This is a genomic window from Lentzea sp. DG1S-22, assembly GCF_036321065.1.
GTDB classification, from domain to species: domain Bacteria; phylum Actinomycetota; class Actinomycetes; order Mycobacteriales; family Pseudonocardiaceae; genus Lentzea; species Lentzea jiangxiensis.
Genome location: NZ_CP143276.1, coordinates 958,156 through 974,305 on the forward strand (window position 1 = coordinate 958,156; position 16,150 = coordinate 974,305).

20 protein-coding genes are annotated in these 16,150 nt (G+C 70.6%); 14 read left to right on the forward strand and 6 right to left on the reverse strand.

What is annotated here, in order from left to right; all coding sequences use genetic code 11:
- Positions 1–2,013: an ATP-dependent Clp protease ATP-binding subunit gene (locus V1227_RS04370; protein WP_329791158.1), complete on the reverse strand. Its 2,013-nt coding sequence runs from the start codon at positions 2,011–2,013 to the stop codon at positions 1–3.
- A 285-nt stretch (positions 2,014–2,298) separates the two neighbouring features.
- Between V1227_RS04370 and V1227_RS04375 the strand changes: the two genes are divergently transcribed.
- A complete protein-coding gene (locus V1227_RS04375; protein ID WP_329791159.1) occupies positions 2,299–2,964 on the forward strand; it encodes a hypothetical protein in 666 nt (221 codons plus the stop codon).
- Positions 2,965–2,989: 25 nt separating this feature from the next.
- On the opposite strand, the gene V1227_RS04380 is transcribed toward V1227_RS04375, so the two are convergent.
- Positions 2,990–4,174 carry an epoxide hydrolase family protein gene (locus V1227_RS04380; RefSeq protein WP_329791160.1) on the reverse strand — a complete coding sequence of 395 codons (1,185 nt, stop codon included), beginning with the start codon at positions 4,172–4,174 and terminating at the stop codon, positions 2,990–2,992.
- Between the two features lie 102 nt (positions 4,175–4,276).
- Here V1227_RS04380 and V1227_RS04385 point away from each other — a divergent pair, with 102 nt between their 5' ends.
- From V1227_RS04385 to V1227_RS04410, 6 genes are all read left to right on the forward strand, one after another.
- Positions 4,277–4,906, forward strand: coding sequence for a TetR/AcrR family transcriptional regulator (locus tag V1227_RS04385; RefSeq protein WP_329791161.1), 630 nt, complete (start codon positions 4,277–4,279; stop codon positions 4,904–4,906).
- A 9-nt stretch (positions 4,907–4,915) separates the two neighbouring features.
- On the forward strand, positions 4,916–5,308 hold the full coding sequence (locus V1227_RS04390) for a TIGR03618 family F420-dependent PPOX class oxidoreductase (protein ID WP_329791162.1): 393 nt from the start codon (positions 4,916–4,918) through the stop codon (positions 5,306–5,308).
- Positions 5,309–5,533: 225 nt separating this feature from the next.
- The gene (locus V1227_RS04395) at positions 5,534–5,743 is read left to right on the forward strand and encodes a hypothetical protein (RefSeq protein WP_329791163.1); all 210 of its coding nucleotides are present in this window, start codon (positions 5,534–5,536) and stop codon (positions 5,741–5,743) included.
- Between the two features lie 45 nt (positions 5,744–5,788).
- Positions 5,789–6,343, forward strand: coding sequence for a hypothetical protein (locus V1227_RS04400; RefSeq protein WP_329791164.1), 555 nt, complete (start codon positions 5,789–5,791; stop codon positions 6,341–6,343).
- Complete coding sequence (locus tag V1227_RS04405) at positions 6,340–6,666, forward strand: hypothetical protein (RefSeq protein ID WP_329791165.1); 327 nt, start codon at positions 6,340–6,342, stop codon at positions 6,664–6,666. The genes V1227_RS04400 and V1227_RS04405 overlap by 4 nt, the downstream gene beginning before the upstream one ends.
- A 111-nt stretch (positions 6,667–6,777) precedes the next feature.
- Complete coding sequence (locus V1227_RS04410) at positions 6,778–7,194, forward strand: DUF6892 domain-containing protein (protein ID WP_329791166.1); 417 nt, start codon at positions 6,778–6,780, stop codon at positions 7,192–7,194.
- A gap of 43 nt (positions 7,195–7,237) precedes the next feature.
- On the opposite strand, the gene V1227_RS04415 is transcribed toward V1227_RS04410, so the two are convergent.
- Entirely contained in the window at positions 7,238–8,422 is a 1,185-nt protein-coding gene (locus V1227_RS04415) for a fumarylacetoacetate hydrolase family protein (protein WP_329791167.1), read from the reverse strand.
- A gap of 419 nt (positions 8,423–8,841) precedes the next feature.
- On the opposite strand from V1227_RS04415, the gene V1227_RS04420 reads away from it, so the two are divergent.
- The 4 genes from V1227_RS04420 to V1227_RS04435 all read left to right on the forward strand — a co-directional run bounded on the left by V1227_RS04420 (position 8,842) and on the right by V1227_RS04435 (position 12,091).
- A complete protein-coding gene (locus V1227_RS04420) occupies positions 8,842–9,621 on the forward strand; it encodes a 3-keto-5-aminohexanoate cleavage protein (protein ID WP_329791168.1) in 780 nt (259 codons plus the stop codon).
- 78 nt (positions 9,622–9,699) lie between these two features.
- Positions 9,700–10,500 carry an alpha/beta fold hydrolase gene (locus V1227_RS04425; protein ID WP_329791169.1) on the forward strand — a complete coding sequence of 267 codons (801 nt, stop codon included), beginning with the start codon at positions 9,700–9,702 and terminating at the stop codon, positions 10,498–10,500.
- Entirely contained in the window at positions 10,500–11,723 is a 1,224-nt protein-coding gene (locus V1227_RS04430) for a SpoIIE family protein phosphatase (RefSeq protein ID WP_329791170.1), read from the forward strand. The genes V1227_RS04425 and V1227_RS04430 overlap by 1 nt, the downstream gene beginning before the upstream one ends.
- Positions 11,720–12,091, forward strand: a complete 372-nt coding sequence (locus V1227_RS04435) for an STAS domain-containing protein (protein ID WP_329791171.1) — start codon at positions 11,720–11,722, stop codon at positions 12,089–12,091. Before V1227_RS04430 ends, V1227_RS04435 begins: the two co-directional genes overlap by 4 nt.
- Positions 12,092–12,192: 101 nt before the next feature.
- On the opposite strand, the gene V1227_RS04440 is transcribed toward V1227_RS04435, so the two are convergent.
- Entirely contained in the window at positions 12,193–12,393 is a 201-nt protein-coding gene (locus tag V1227_RS04440; RefSeq protein WP_329791172.1) for a hypothetical protein, read from the reverse strand.
- Positions 12,394–12,990: 597 nt separating this feature from the next.
- Positions 12,991–13,218, reverse strand: coding sequence for a hypothetical protein (locus tag V1227_RS04445; RefSeq protein ID WP_329791173.1), 228 nt, complete (start codon positions 13,216–13,218; stop codon positions 12,991–12,993).
- Between the two features lie 144 nt (positions 13,219–13,362).
- Between V1227_RS04445 and V1227_RS04450 the strand changes: the two genes are divergently transcribed.
- Both V1227_RS04450 and V1227_RS04455 read left to right on the forward strand, forming a co-directional pair.
- Positions 13,363–13,770, forward strand: a complete 408-nt coding sequence (locus V1227_RS04450; RefSeq protein ID WP_329791174.1) for an ATP-binding protein — start codon at positions 13,363–13,365, stop codon at positions 13,768–13,770.
- A gap of 179 nt (positions 13,771–13,949) precedes the next feature.
- The gene (locus tag V1227_RS04455; RefSeq protein WP_329791175.1) at positions 13,950–15,287 is read left to right on the forward strand and encodes an FAD-dependent oxidoreductase; all 1,338 of its coding nucleotides are present in this window, start codon (positions 13,950–13,952) and stop codon (positions 15,285–15,287) included.
- On the opposite strand, the gene V1227_RS04460 is transcribed toward V1227_RS04455, so the two are convergent.
- Positions 15,284–15,685, reverse strand: a complete 402-nt coding sequence (locus V1227_RS04460) for an arsenate-mycothiol transferase ArsC (RefSeq protein ID WP_329791176.1) — start codon at positions 15,683–15,685, stop codon at positions 15,284–15,286. The two genes, V1227_RS04455 and V1227_RS04460, sit on opposite strands and share 4 nt — an antisense overlap.
- Before the next feature lie 120 nt (positions 15,686–15,805).
- Here V1227_RS04460 and V1227_RS04465 point away from each other — a divergent pair, with 120 nt between their 5' ends.
- A complete protein-coding gene (locus V1227_RS04465; RefSeq protein ID WP_329791177.1) occupies positions 15,806–16,135 on the forward strand; it encodes an ArsR/SmtB family transcription factor in 330 nt (109 codons plus the stop codon).
- The last annotated feature ends 15 nt before the right edge of the window (positions 16,136–16,150 follow it).

A 16,150-nucleotide genomic window follows, 5' to 3' on the forward strand; every position in this document is an offset into this window, starting at 1 on the left:
TCAGTCCGCGGGATCGGTGACCGTCAGCGCGAGGTCGGCGTCGACGACGGTCACGAGGACGTGGTGCCCGGCGCGCAGCTCGCCCGCGAGCAGCGCGCGGGACAACCGGCGGTCGAGCTCCTTGGCGATCGTGCGGCGCAGCGGCCGGGCACCGTACTCCGGCGCGTAGCCGCGGGCCGCGAGCCAGTCGACGGCCTGGTCGTCCACCTCCAGCGTGATGCCCTGCTCGCGCAGCCGGCGGCGGGTGCGCTCGAGCAGCAGCGCGGTGATCTGGCGCAGCTGGCCGGAGTCGAGGCCGCGGAACAGGATGATCTCGTCCAGGCGGTTGAGGAACTCCGGCCGGAAGCACCGGCGGACCGCGGCCATCAGCGGCCCGCGCACCTGGTCGACCTCGACCCCCGAGGCGCCCGCGGTGAGCAGCTGGTCGGCGCCGATGTTGCTGGTCATGATGATCACGGTGTTGGCGAAGCCGGCGGTGCGCCCCTGACCGTCGGTGAGCCTGCCCGCGTCCAGCACCTGCAGCAGGGTGTTGAAGACGTCCGGGTGCGCCTTCTCGATCTCGTCGAGCAGCAGGACCGAGTACGGCGCGCGCCGGACCGCTTCGGTGAGCTGACCCGCGTCCTCGTAGCCCACGTAGCCCGGTGGTGCGCCGATCAGCCGGGACACCGCGTGCTGCTGGCCGAACTCGCTCATGTCGAACCGGATCAGCCGGTCCTGGGACCCGAAGAGCGCCTCCGCCAGCGCCCGTGCGACCTCCGTCTTGCCCACGCCGGTCGGGCCGAGGAACAGGAACGAGCCGACGGGCCGCTGCGGGTGCTTGAGACCGGCCCGCCCCTGGCGGACCGCGTCGGCCACCGCCTCGACCGCCTCCTCCTGCCCGACGATCCGCTGGTGCAGCAGGTCCTCCAGGTGCAGCAACCGGTGCCGTTCGGCCTCGGTGAGCTGGGCGACCGGGATGCCCGTGCTGCGCGAGACGACTTCGGCGACGTCGTTGGACCCGACCTCGGGCGCGTCGGCCAGCGCGGCGCGGGCGGCTTCCAGTGCGACCGCGGCGCGGCGGAGCTCGTCGTCCAGGAACGGCACCTCCTCGGCCGGTGCGGTGTCCCTCTCCCGCTCCAGGCGGTGCACGCGCTGTTCGAGCTCCGCCGGGTCCGGGGGCATCGGGGCCTTCTCCCGCAACCGGACGCGCGCGCCCGCGCGGTCCACCAGGTCGACCGCCTTGTCGGGCAGGAACCGGTCGGTGACGTAGCGGGCCGACAGCTCGACGGCCGCCACGATCGCCTCGTCGGTGATCCGCACCCCGTGGTGCGCCTCGTAGCGGGCGCGCAGGCCGCGGAGGATGGCGATCGCCTCGCCGGGCGACGGTTCGGCGACGAGGACCGGCTGGAACCGCCGTTCGAACGCGGCGTCCTTCGCGATGTGGCGGCGGTACTCCTCGGCCGTGGTGGCCCCGATCACCTGCAGCCGTCCGCTCGTGAGCACCGGTTTGAGCATGTTCGCGGCGTCCATCGGCGAGTCTTCGGCACTGCCGGCGCCCACGACCGTGTGCAGCTCGTCGATGAACAGGACCACCATCCGGTTGGACGCGGCCACCTCCTCGATCACGCCCTCGAGCCGTTCCTCGAACTCGCCCCGGTACTTCGCCCCGGCCACCATGCCCGCGAGGTCGAGGGAGATCAGCCGGCGGTCCCGGAGCGTGGCGGGCACGTCGCCACCGGCGATCCGCGCCGCGATGCCCTCGACGATGGCGGTCTTGCCGACTCCCGGGTCACCGATGAGGACGGGGTTGTTCTTGGTGCGCCGCGACAGCACCTCGAGCACCTCGTCGACGACGTCGTCCCGGCCGATCACCGGGTCGAGCAGGCCGTCGCGCGCCGCCGCGGTGAGATCGCGACCGTAGTGGTCCGTGCGCCTGGTCGCGGACGGCGGCCCGCCCAGCCCGCCGAACAGCTTCCCGACGACGTCCTCCCACGAGTTGGACCCGAAGCCGAACACCCAGTCGTCACCGCGCACGGCCCGCCACCTCCACCCGATCGAGGGACTTCCCTTCTCGATCCTGCTCTGCGTGCGCGGTGAGCACAGATCGGACATCCGGGACGATCACGATCGCTCACACCGCCTGCCGGGGCCGTGACCTCGACGGACGGCCTGCGGCGCCGGTCTGTCGTCACCTGCTGTAGCAGGGCGCTCACCAGCGGCTATGTGACGATCAACACTCATCCGTGACGTTCTCGTGTTCATTTCGTAACGTGGCGGGCCGTGTGAGCATGCCCTGTCCCCAACGCAAGGTGTTCTGAATTGCCGGGCCGACATAGAACGCAAGGCACACCCAACCGGAAGCTGCCCATCGCGGTCGCCGCCACCCTCACCGCGGGCCTCGTCGCGACCTTCTGGGTCGTCCGCGACTCCGACCAGCCGGTCGACCCCACCGGAGCCGCCGCCCTGCTGACGGCGCCGTCGACCTCCGTGAGCCAGAGCCAGTCACCTGTCACGTCGACCACCGCGTCGTCGTCGCCGGCTCCGGTGACCACCACGCCGCCTCCGGTGACCACGACGACGCCGGAGACGACCGCGCCGCCCCCTCCGCCGCCCCCGCCCCCTCCGCCGCCCTGCCCGACCACGCTGAACGGCGTGAAGCCGCACGTGGCCCAGGTGGGCCACCACGTCGGGGGCAAGTTCGGCGTCGAGGACATCGGTGGCGCCGCAGGCAGGGCCGGCGGCGGTGACCACCCCACCGGTCTGGCGCTGGACTTCATGGTCGACACGGCCACCGGCAACCAGGTGGCCGAGTACGTGCTGGCCAACCGCAAGGCCTTCGGCGTCACCTACGTGATCTGGCGCCAGCGCTACAACGACGGCAGCGGCTGGTCGGTGATGGAGGACAGGGGAAGTCCCACGGCCAACCACATGGACCACGTGCACGTGTCGTTCCAGGCGAACGCGACCGTCAAGGTCACCTGCTGATTCCGCCGCAGTCGGCCGACCCGTCCTATGTGGACTGAACTCGTGGGGCTCGCAGTGACCGGAAGGTCTTGCGGATCTCGCCGGTGAGGACCTCCGGTTGCTCGAGCGCGGCGAAGTGGCCGCCCCGCTCGAGCCGGGCGTGGTGCAGCACCGTCTCGTAGCGCCGCTCGACCCAGCGCCGGGACGCCTGCACGGCCTCGCCCGGGAAGATGCTGAAACCGGCGGGAACGGGGTTCGGCGGCGGGGAGCCGGCCATCGCGCCGCCCCAGCCCTCCTCCCAGTACAGCCGTGCGGAGGACGTCGCGGCGTTGGGCAGCCAGTAGAGCATCACGTCGTCGAGGATCTCGTCGCGGTCGATGACGTCCTCGGGGTTGCCGCCGCTGTCGGTGACGTCCTCGAAGAGCGTGTAGATCCAGGCGGCGAGCCCGGCCGGTGAGTCCGCGAGCGAGTAACCGATCGTCTGCGGCCGGGTCGCCTGTTCCTGGGCGTACGCGCTCTGGCGGCTCTGGTAGTGCTGGGCGCGGGCGACCATCCGCTGCTCTTCGTCGGTGGCCTCGGCGATCTCCTGAGCGGTCGGGAACACCAGGGGCAGGTTGAAGTGCGCGCCGAGGCACCGCTCCGGCGCCTTGCGGGTGATCTGCTCGACGACGGCCGCGCCCCAGTCGCCACCCTGCGCGAACCAGGTGCCGTAGCCCAGGCGCCGCATGAGGGTGATCCACGCATCGGCGATGCGCGAGGTGTTCCACCCCGTGGTGGTGGGCTTGCCGGAGAAGCCGAAGCCCGGCATCGAGGGGACCACCACGTGGAACGCGTCGCGGGCGTCGCCGCCGTGCGCGACCGGATCGGTCAGCGGTCCCACGAGGCGGCGGAACTCCAGGACCGAGCCGGGCCAGCCGTGGCAGAGCAGCAGCGGCACGGCATCGGGCTCGGGCGACCTGACGTGCAGGAAGTGGATGTCGACGCCGTCGATCGCGGTGCGGGACGAGCCGAGGCCGTTGATGTCCCGCTCGGTGCGCCGCCAGTCGTAGCCGGTGGCCCAGTGCTCGCACAGGGCGCGGAGGCGGTCCAGCCCCGGCCCCTGGCTGCCGTCCTGGACGGTTTCCCGGTCCGGCCAGCGCGTGTCGCCCAGACGGCGTCGCAGGTCCTGCAGAGCAGCTTCGGGCACGGCGATCGGGAACGGTTCGACCGCGTCGGTGGGTGCGAAGGGCACGGGTGCTCCAAGGCTGGGGGGAACTGGACGGCACGATCGTAGGCAGAAGTGGAAGAACTCTTCAACTTGGAATTTCTCTTCCGCTTGTCTAGGGTCAGATAGGTGACCGAAGCTCCTCCTCTGCGCCGGGACGCCGAGCGCAACCGCCAGTTGTTGTTGCGCACCGCGTACGAGCTCATGGCCTCGCAAGGGCTTGACGTCTCGTACGAGGAGATCGCCCGTGCCGCCGGTACCGGGATGGGCACGATGTACCGCCGGTTCCCGCAGCGGCAGGACCTGCTGAACGCCCTGTTCAGCGAGCACGTCGACATGGTGACCGACCTCGCCGAGCAGGCCTCCCGGTACGACGACGCGTGGGCCGGGCTCACCTGGTTCCTCGAACGTCAGCTGGAGGTCGAGGCGCGCAGCAGGGGGCTGGGGGAGCTGCTGCGAAGCCGAAGCCAGGCCACCGAACTGGTGCAACGGGCGCACGACCGGATGACCCCGCTCGTCGCCGGTCTCGTCGACCGCGCCGTCCGGGCGGGCCGGCTGCCGGCCGGGGCGACGCCCGCCGACTTCGCCGCGGTGCACGTGATGGTGGGCAGCGTCATGGACGCCTCCCGCCAGAACTCCCCGCAGCTGTGGCGCCGCGCCCTGAGGATCGCCCTCGCGGGCCTGCGTCACGCCGACCTCTCCGGCGACCGGCCGGACGAGACGGTCATCGACCACCTCTACAACGACCAGGCGAAGTGAGGCCGGCACATGACGGCTCTGCCCGACGATCTGATCGGCGTCCTCAACGACAGGGCGATCTGCTTCGTGACCACGCTCATGCCGGACGGATCGCCGCAGATCTCCCAGACCTGGGCGGGCACGGACGGCGTGCACGTGCTCATCAACACCGTCGACACCCACCGCAAGACCCGCAACGTGCGGCGTGATCCGCGGGTCGCCCTCGGCATCGCCGACCCCGCGGCGCCCTCCCGGTACTGGGCCCTGCGCGGCAGCGTCGTGGACGTCACCGAGGCCGGCGCCCGCGAGCACATCGACGAGCTGTCCCAGAAGTACCTCGGCCGGCCCTACCCCGGTTTCGGCGGCAGTGGGCAGCGGCGCGTCGTGCTCACGGTCAAGGTCGACCGGATGCACACGCCCTGACGTCCGCTGAGCGTCGCATTTCGCGAGGACGAAGTCGGAGAAGAATTTCCTCTATCGCCAGGAATAGGTGCGAAAACGGCGACAACTCGGGATGTCGACCGCGGGACGAACCCCCTTTTCGTTCCACTCGAAAGGGTGAGGTTGAATCCGTTGTGGAGCGTGGTGGGGGTTCCTGTAGTCGAAATCGGCCTGTCTCTCGCGTTTCAGCCTGGAAGGTCTTCTTTCGTGAAGTCAACAGTGGCATTTATGGTGTCCGTGGCCGTGCTGGGGTTTTCTTCCGGTGCTCTTGTGGAAGGGTTCTTGGCTGATTCGGGAAAGGGTGCGCGATTCGGAGCGGAGTGGAGTGGAGCGGAGTGGAAAATGCTTCCCGCTCTGGACCCCGATTACGAGGTGGTTCAGCTCACCACCTCCAAAGCGCTCGACGACAAGTCGTAACTCGACGTGAACCCCTACGTCCCCTCGCTGCATTCCGTCGTGCTCATGTCGGAACGGGACGGGCACGAGAACCTCTACCTCATGTCGCTAGACAACGGGAAGTTCGTGCAGATCACGGACTCCGACGACATCGACGGCGAGCACGCCAACGTCTCGCCGGCGACCGAGGAGGCGTTCTACGTCGAGGACCGGACGTTCACCAGCGTCAGCCTGCGGGCCCCGTACCGCGAGAAGAAGATCCGCACCGTGCCGGACAGGTACGGCATCAAGGGAATTCCCTCTCTGGCCTCGGACGGAGGGACGATCGCCGCGTCGCTGCACGACGAGGACGAAGACCGTTCCTCACTCGTCGTCATCGACGTGAGAACGGGCGGGATGGAAACGGTCAAGAAGATCGACGGGAAAGTCGACCACGTGCTGATCAACCCGGTGCACGGGGACACGTTGCTCTACCACCTGTTCTCGCGAGGACCAGATCGGCCTGGTCGACATCACCGGCGGGAACAGGACGGTGCTGACCGATTCCGGCGACCACGGCGGGCACCCGTTCTGGCTGTCCAACGGCAGGGACGCCGCATTCGCGCAGCGGGAACAGGGTGACGCCCCGGAGCGGTCGTGACTACAACATCCGCAAACGCGAGTTCCTCAGCTACGACATCCGGGAGTACGGCAACCACTTCGCCATGAACCCGGCGCGGACGATCATCCAGGGGGACGGGAGGGACGGCTCGGCGCCCTTCATCTACTTCTACTACATCAAACCGGGAACGAACAGGGTCGACACCGTGAAGATGTTCAAGCACCGCAGCACCTCGAACACGGAGGCGGTGCACCCGCACGCCTCGTTCATCAACGACGCGGATCTGATCTTCAACAGCGACGCGGACGGCAACGGCAACGTCTACCTGCTGAGGGAGAAATAGGCTTCACGAACAGGGTGTGCGGCGCCGGGTCCCGGCGCCGCACACCCGGCCCACCCCGCCCGGCTTCAGCCCGTCGCGTGCCGACTCGTCCCGCGCCGGTACGGTGCGGCCATGAGCCGGCCGATCCCGTTCACCGACGCCAACTTCAAGCTCGCCGTCGTGCAGGAGCTGATGTACAACCAGGAACTCCTGCCGAAGTTCGACCTGCGCGAGTACGCCGCCGAGAAGGGCTTCACCTACGACGACGGCAGCGTCGAGGCGGTGCCCGAGGCCCTGGCCTACTTCGAGGCGCTCGAGGTGCCCGGCGAGCTCGCGGAGAAGATCACCGAGATCGAGATGGACGGCGGCAACGAGATCTACCTCGAGATCGCGCCGAACTGGGACGGCGAGGACGGGCTGTTCGACGTCCACGAGTTCGCCGACGTGCGGCACTTCCCCAACCTGAAGTCGATGACGCTGTTCTACACGGGCGACGAGCAGGCCCTGGAGGCGTTGCGTGCCCGTGGGATCGAGGCCGACTGGCTCTGACCCGCGAGCTGTCCGGGAGGGGAGAACCGGACCTCGAACCCGATCATGAGGTCCGTGGGCCCAGCAGACCCCGGGCAGCGAGGTTCTCCATCATCGCGGTGATGCCGAACGTCCAGTCTTCGGCGTCCTCGGCCGTGTTCACGACGTTCGTCAACGCGCCCAGGCGGGGCGAGGAGATGCGGACGACGTCCCCGACCTTGTGGGTGAACCCCTCGCCGGGCCGGTCCCGGTCCTCGGTCGGGGCGAACATCGTGCCGGTGAACAGCGCGAAGCCGTCGGGGTAGCGGTGGTGGGCGCCGAACGCGTGCGACACGAGGTCCTCGAGTTCCCGGCTGATCTCGGACACGGGGTTCACGCCGTGCAGCTCGAAGCCGTCGGGGCCGGTGATGTCCAGGGCGATCTCGGTGGCTTTGGCGTCCGCCAGGGTGAACCCGTCGTCGAACAGCCGCAGGAACGGCCCGATGGCGCAGGAGGCGTTGTTGTCCTTCGCCTCGGTGAGCAGCAGAGCGCTGCGGCCCTCGAAGTCGCGCAGGTTGACGTCGTCGCCGAGCGTCGCGCCGACCGGGGTCCCGCGCGAGTTCACCACCAGGACGAGCTCGGGTTCGGGGTTGTTCCAGGCCGAGCGGGCGAGAACACCGATGTCGGCTCCCGGTCCCACCGCCGAGAGCACCGGGGCCTTGGTGAAGATCTCGGGGTCCGGGCCGATGCCGACCTCGAGGTACTGCGACCACAGGCCCTCGGCCTGCAGGACCTTCTTCACCTCCGCGGCCTCGGCGGACCCCGGTTCCAGGTTCGAGAGGTGGCCCTGGACGATCGCGCCCACCTTCTCGCGCACTTCCTCGGCTCGCGCGGGATCGCCGTCGGCGCGCTCCTCGATGACCCGCTCGAGCATGCTGCGGACGAAGGTCACGCCGGCGGCCTTGAGCACCTGCAGGTCGACCGGTGCCAGGAACCGGGGAACAGCGCCGGTCGGGTTCGTGGTGGCGGCCAGGACCTCCTCGAACGGCCACGACGTGCCGCCCTGGTGGTTCTTGACGATCTCCAGCGGGTCCGGCCGTTCGAGCAGTGACGACACGGTCGGTGTCACGTGAGACAGGTCGACGACCTCGTCGCCGCGGATCGCCACGACCGAGGGACCGCCCACGGACGGGTCGAAGACCCGTGCGACAAGGGCGGCGTCCGCCGCGTCTCGGGGGAGAACGTCGGCGGAGTTCAGCGAGATCCCCATGGAAGTCCTTCCTGCGGTTCAGCTCGAAGTCGACGGCGCCCACGCACTGCCGTGCGACGAACTCGGCAATTCTCGCGGACGAAGTGCGGGTAGGTCACGGGTGCGTGGCCGAGTACCGCACCGACCTGTTCGCCCCGGCCGCGGTCAGCCGCCCGCTGGCGGGCGTGGACGACGTGCCGTGAACCGCTCTGTCCTGTGTGGACGCCCCGATCACCGGGCTGACGGCGGCGAGCGGCGAGGACCGGGCCGCGATCGAGTCGTGGCAGGGACCGCCGTGCCCGACCTGGCCCGCGACGTCGGGCGGTGCCTGTTAGCCGCCCTCGACCACCAGGACGTGCCGCTGCCCGACGACGAACCCGCGCGGTTCGCCCGAGTGGATCAGCTCTGCGCGCCGCGCGTTCCTGTGCCAGCATCGGGCCGTGCTCCAGGTGTGCCTCAACGGGGCCTTGCCCCGCTCCGCGTCCGCCCATCTGCCGTTCACCCCCGCCGAGCTGGCTGAGGCCGCACGCGCCGCGGTGGCGGCGGGGGCGCAGGACGTCCACCTCCACCCGAAGGACCCCCGCGAACAGGACACGCTGTCACCCGAGCACGTCGGCGCCGCGGTCGAGGCCGTGCGCGCCGCCGTGCCGGGTGTCGCGGTCGGCGTGACGACGGGCGACTGGATCGACCCGTCACCGCGGCGCAGGGCCGCGCTCATCAGGTCGTGGACCGTGCTGCCCGACCACGCCTCGGTGAACTGGCACGAGGACGGCGCCGAGCTCATCGCGGAAGCCCTGCTGGACAAGGGCGTCGGCATCGAGGCCGGGCTGTTCTCCGGCACCGGGGGCACCAAGCGGTTCCTCGACTGGCCGCACGCGCACCGCGTTGTGCGCGTGCTCGCCGAGATCACCGACACCGACCCGGAGACCGCGCCCGCGGCCGTGGAGACGGCGCTGCAAGACCTCGCCGGCTTCGACCGTCCCGTGCTGCTGCACGGCGAGAAGGACGCCGCGTGGGTGGTCCTGCGCATCGCGCTCGCCCGCGGCCTGGACACCCGCATCGGCCTGGAGGACACCCTCGTCCTGCCCGGTGGTGAGCCCGCGACCGGCAATGTCGCGCTCGTCCGCGCCGCCCTCGCCGGCGACCTGCCCGCAGCACCTGGAGAACGACCCGGAGTGGGCGCGGGCTCGGGTGACCAGCACCGCGGACACCGACTGTGACCGTGACCGGCATCCGGGCACGCCGTGCCCCGGGACCGGCGCCGTGGCATTCGGCGCCGGAGGTGGCAGGATCGCCGGGTGGACGTCATCGGCAGGAACAACGTGGTCGTGACCGGCAACGAGACGGGACCGACCGTTCTGCTCGCGCACGGGTTCGGCTGTGACCAGAACCTGTGGCGCCTGGTGGTTCCCCTGCTCGCGGAGAGACACCGGGTGGTGTTGTTCGACCACGTCGGTGCCGGCCGGTCGGACCTGTCGGCGTGGACGGCCGAGCGTTACGGCTCGCTCGAGGGGTACGCCGACGACGTGCTGAGGATCTGCCGCGAACTGGACCTGCGCGACGTGGTGCTGGTCGGGCACTCGGTCAGCGCGATGATCGCGGTGCTCGCGGCGAACCGCGAGCCGCGGTGGTTCGCGAAGCTGGTGCTGCTGACGCCGTCACCGTGCTATGTGGACGATGGTGACTACCGGGGTGGGTTCAGCCGCGCGGACATCGATGAGCTGCTCGACGCGCTGGAGTCGAACTACCTCGGGTGGTCGGCGGCCATGGCGCCGGTGATCATGGGCAACCCCGGGCGCCCGGAGCTGAGTGAGGAGCTGACGAACAGCTTCTGCCGCACCGATCCCGTCATCGCGCGGACGTTCGCCCGGACCACGTTCCTGTCCGACAACCGCGCCGACCTGACCGAGATCTCGGTGCCCACGCTGGTGGTCCAGTGCGCGCGTGACGCCATCGCGCCGCGTGAGGTCGGTCAGTTCGTCCACGAGCAGGTGCGGGGCAGTCGGCTCGTGACGCTGGACGCGGTGGGTCACTGCCCGCAGCTCAGCGACCCAGGGCCGACCGCCGAGGCGATCACGGCGTTCGTCGGTGCTCATTGATGCGGGCGGCGGGCGAGTGGCCCGGTGGTGGGACGGGATCCCCGTTCTCGGGGCTACCGCAGGAGAACGTCGAGGACCTGTACGACAACGCGCCGTGCGGGTATCTGTCGACCTCGCTCGACGGCACGATCGCGAAGATCAACGCGACCCTGCTGCGCTGGCTCGGCTACGAGCGGGACGCGCTGGTGGGGCGCAGGAGCTTCTCGGACCTGCTCACCGTCGGCGGCCGGATCTACTACGAGACGCACTTCGCGCCGCTGTTGCAGATGCAGGGCGACCTCGGCGGTGTCGCACTGGAGTTGAAGACCGCGGACGGCACGCGGTTGCCGGTGCTGCTGACCTCGACCGTCAAGACCGGCGCGGACGGCCGGCCGCACTCGATCCGGACGACGGTGTTCGACGCGCACGACAGGCGGGCGTACGAGCAGGAGCTGCTGCGTGCGCGCGAAGAGGCCGAACGCGAACGCGATCGGGCGCAGCGGCTGGCCAGGACGCTGCAGCAGACCCTGTTGCCCCCCGCACTGCCGGTCGTGCCCGGCATGGAGGTCGCCGCCTACTACCACCCCGCGTCGCTCGACCAGGTCGGCGGCGACTTCTACGACCTGTTCCCGGTGCCCGGCAACACCTGGGGGTTCTTCCTCGGCGACGTGTCCGGCAAGGGGGAGAACGCGGCCGTGGTGACCTCCCTGATCCGGTACACGCTGCGGGCGGCGGCGGTCTACGACCCGGACCCCGCGAGCGTGCTCGGCCACCTCAACACCGTGCTCTACCAAGCCCACCAGGGCGAGTACCCGCGCTTCTGCACGGTCATCTACGGCAACCTGCGCCCCGACGGTGACGGCGCCGTGATGACCGTGGCCGGTGGAGGCCACACGCCGGCTCTGGTGCTCCGCGCCGACGGGACCTCGTCGTTGCTGCACCTGCGCGGCGGACAGCTGGTCGGAGCGCTGGAGGAGGCGCGGTTCGTCGTCGACGAGGTCCGGCTGGGGCCCGGTGACGCGATCCTGCTCTACACCGACGGCCTGACCGAGGCGCGGACCGGCGCGGACCGCTGGTACAGCGAGGAAGACCTGCGGGACGACCTCAGCGGTCTGGTGCCGGCGACCGCGCCGGTCGTGATCGACGCCGTGAGCCGGCTGTTGGAAAGCCTCGGTGACGGTGTCGAGGACGACACCGCGCTGCTGGCGATGAGCGTGCCTTCACAGGACGGTGCCCGAACATGAGCGACGATGCCTTCTCGATGTCCGTTCGTCCTGTCACGGCCGGTGTGGTCCTCGACCTCAAGGGGGACGTCGACGCGCACACAGCGCCCGGAGTGCTCGCGGAGATCCGCGAGCTCGTGCTGCACGAGGGGCAGTTGCTCGTCCTGGACGTGTCAGGGATGCGCTTCTGCGACTCGAGCGGCATCTCGGCGTTCATCGCGGCCCGCAACCACGCGGCCGCCGCCCGCGCCGAAGTCGTCCTCGTCGGCGTTCCGCGTCAGACGCTCAGGGTTCTCGGGATGATCGGCCTGGACGCCCTCTTCACCTTCCGCCCCGACCTGGACGACGCGCTTTCGTCACGCGATGCGAGCCGCACGGGAGGTGCTTGAGCGACGTCCCGCCCCCGTCTGCGCGCTGGATGGGCGCACCTCGCGATGCGTCCGTCAAGGGAGGTCGGCTGGCCGGGACACGTCGAGCGCATCCGGGGACGTCACGTCCGCGGGGTGCGCCGCGGTCGGCGCGAGACCTGACAGCCCGGCATCGAGAGCAGGTCCAGGCAGTCACCGGCGTCGCGGGCGTGCTCCGCGACCCTGCGGGCGGCCTGTCGCTGCTGGACGAGCTCGGACTGCTCCGCGGCGATCCGGGCGTTCGCGAAGCCGGCAGCGGCTCCCGTCGTCCGGCGGTGCGTCACGGGCGGCGTCGTGAGGCCACCGGTCCCTGGAGAGGGAGGCGAACTCACCGAGGGGCAACGAGAAGTACGGGCGATCCGGCTGCAAGCCGGTGCTCCTGTCCCGGCCGGAGGAAGAAGCCCGGACCGGATCGGATCGGGAACCGCGGCGGCCGGATGCCGGCAACTGAAAACCCCAACGCCTCCGACTCCGCCGCAACGACGAGCGGCACCGGGCAGCACGTCGATCGCCGGAGCCCGGGGCGGGTCGCCACCCGGTGCTCACGGTCTTCACGCCTTCACCTGATCAGGTGGGAGTCGGTTCTCCTCGCAGGCGTTCGAGGCGTTCAGCTGTCCGAGGAGCGCTGAACCGGCACCGGCTCCTGGAACAGGCCGAGCCAGGACGGCTGGTGCGAATCGGGTGAGCCCGTCGCGGCGGAGGGGTCGTGGGTTTCCGGGTGGCTGAAGAGCGCGTCCGGGGAATGCAGCGGCACAGATGGTTTCCGTTCGGAAGAAGAAGGCGTGGTGCGGGCCGGACCGGCTGCGCCACGCGCGGGAGACGCAGAGCGCGTCCATCCCTCGACCCGATACTACGCCCTTTCCCGATCGCGTGCGCGGCGTTCAGCGGTTCGACGAGGGGAACTGCCCATCCGCGCTGCCGAGCGCGATGAGATCGGTGTACTGGTCCTGCCACGACCGCTCGGTGGCGAGCAGGTCTGCGAGGCGCTGGACCCACCTCCCGTCGACGGGTGGCGTGCCCGCGGCCAGGTGCCGCGCGGTCTCCTCGCGTGCCTTGAGCCACTCGGACAGCGTCGGCCGCAGCGCGGGGCCGCCTTGTTCGTCGGTCATCAGGTGAAGGTACTGCGCTTCGGGGCCGTGGACCGGGCTGCGCGCTGCGAGAGCTAGGGTGCGTGTGTCTGGCCTAGCCGCTGGTCGCAGGTAGCGTCGTCGGAGCCCGTTGGTGGAGCCGGACGTGCTCATCCGGAGGCGCCAGTGACGACGATCCGCGAAGACTCGATGCCCGTGGTGCTGGACTGCGCCATCGACCCCACGACCACGACCCCGGCCGTGCGCCGCCGTCTCACCGCCGCTCTGGATCTCGGGGACGACCACCGCTACGACGTCTCGCTCGTGGTCACAGAACTGGTGGGCAACATCCTCGACCACGCGTCCGGCGTCGGACGGCTCCGCGTGCGGTGGAGCGCGGTTCCCTGCACGGTCGTCGTCGAGGTCGACGACACCTCACCGCTGCCGCCGGTGCACGGCCGTTCCCGGCTCGAAGGCGCGAGAGGCCGCGGCATCGTGATGGTCGACGCCCTCTCCGGTCGATGGGGAACCCGGGCCCTGGCCGACGGCGGCAAGACGGTGTTCGCCGTGGTTGGCTGCAGGCCGCCGCAGTGAAGGCAGGGAGCCGTCGACCGGCCCCTCCACCGTTCGCGCGAATGCCCAACGCGGCGCGAAACCCGATCGGCACGCACGCAGACGTGAAGTATCGACGTGGATCGATGGTTGCGTCAATCGATGCACGTCGATAGAGTCCGCACTGTTGATTCGAAATTCATCGATACAAGGGGTGTGCGGTGAACGAGCTGCCGGTGGTCGTGGTGGGTGCTGGGCCCGCGGGGTTGTCCGCGGCGGCGCATCTGGTCGAACGGGGCGAGCACGTGGTCGTGCTGGAGGCCGGGGACCAGGCCGGCGCGGCGGTGGCGCAGTGGCACCACGTGCGGTTGTTCTCGCGGTGGAGTGAACTCGTCGATCCCGCTGCTCAGCGCCTGCTGGAGCCGACGGGGTGGGCCCGTCCCGCCGGCGACACCTACCCGACCGGGGCCGAGTGGGCGGAGCGGTACCTGCGACCGCTGGCCGAGGTCCTGGGCGACCGCGTGCGCCTCGGTGCGCGGGTCGTCGGAGTCGCACGACGTGGCCGGGACCGCGTGGTCGACGCCGGTCGCGAGGACGAGCCGTTGACGGTGCACGTGCGGACCGCGCGGGGGGAGGAGCGGCTCACGGCTCGGGCGGTGATCGACGCCTCCGGCACGTGGGGCTCGCCGAACCCGCTGGGCGGCGACGGCCTTCCCGCGGTGGGGGAGCGGGCGGAGGCCGCGCGGATCAACTACCGCGTGCCCGACCTGGCGACCGAACGGGAGCGGTACGCCGGCAAGCGGATCGCCGTGGCGGGCAGCGGGCACTCGGCGTTGACCGCGTTGGTGGCGCTCGCCGGCCTGGCGGAGCAGGAGCCCGGCACGAAGGTCGTGTGGCTGTTGCGGCGCGGTGCCGTGGGCACCGTGTTCGGCGGCGGGGAGGCGGACCAGCTGCCCGCGCGCGGCGCACTCGGGCTGAGGGCCGAGGAGGCCGCGGAAGCCGGGCACGTCGAGACGGTCACGGGGTTCCGCACGTCCGCCGTCCGGCGTTGCGAGGACGGGAGCCTCGCGCTGGAGTCGTTCGACGGCCACCGGGTCGAGGGCGTCGACGAGGTCGTGGTGCTGACCGGCTTCCGGCCTGACCTGTCGTGGCTGTCGGAGGTCCGGCTCGACCTGGACCCGGTGCTGCAGGCGCCGTCGAGGCTCGCGCCGCTGATCGACCCGAACGTCCACTCCTGCGGCACGGTCTACCCGCACGGCGTGGCCGAGCTGCGCCACCCCGAGCCGAACCTCTACCTGGTCGGCATGAAGAGCTACGGCCGCGCGCCGACGTTCCTGTCCCTGACCGGCTACGAGCAGGCCCGCTCCGTCGCCGCCGCGATCGCGGGCGATCACGAGGCGGCCGGCCGGGTCGAGCTCGTGCTGCCCGAGACCGGGGTCTGCGGTGGTGCGGGCGTGTTCGACGCTCCGGAAGAGGAGAAGAGCAGCGGGGGTTGCTGCGCCGCGCCGGTCGAGCTGTCGATCACGCGCGGCGTCACGACGACGGCGGGGCCGCGTTAGTCGAGCAGTTCGGCGACCAGGCCGCGCACGCGGCGGTCGATGTCGTCGCGGATCGGCCGCACCGCGTCGACGCCCTGACCCGCGGGGTCGTCGAGCTGCCAGTCGAGGTAGCGCTTGCCGGGGAACACGGGGCAGGTGTCGCCGCAGCCCATCGTGATCACCACGTCCGAGGCCTCGACGTCGGAGCGGGTCAGCTTCGACGGAACCTCGGCGGTGATGTCGAGACCCCACTCGGCCAGCGCCGCCGCGGCGGCCGGGTTGACCTCGTCGGCGGGTTCGGAACCCGCGGAACGGACGTTGATCCGGCCCATGCCGTGGTGCTGCAGCAGCGCGGCGGCCATCTGGGAGCGGCCCGCGTTGTGCACGCAGACGAACAGCACCTCGGGGGTGGCGGACACGGTGTTCTCCTTCTGCGCGGCTCGATCCCGGTCGGCAGGTCTTCCCGGACCGGAGCACTTCGGTGCAGATCACACCCGCTGCATCGACTTTTGTCAATCCAAGCGGCTAGGGTGCTCGTCATGACGAGCCCGGACCGGACGCTGCTCGACTCGACGGCCGCCGCACGCCTGTTCAAGGCGCTGGGCGATCCCGTCCGCGTCGAGCTGGTCGGCCTCGTGCGCCGGACCGAGGGTCAGGAGGCGTGCTTCTGCGACCTCGCCGACCAGTTCGACATGCCGCAGTCCTCGCTGAGCCACCACCTCAAGATCCTGGTGCGGGCGGGCGTCCTCAGCCGCGAACGGCGCGGGACCTGGAGCTGGTACCGCATCGACAACGCCGCCATCGACACCCTCGCCGCCGTGCTCGCGCCAGGAGGACCGCTGCGCGGCAGCAGCGCCTGCTGTGACTGATCGTCCGCCCGAACC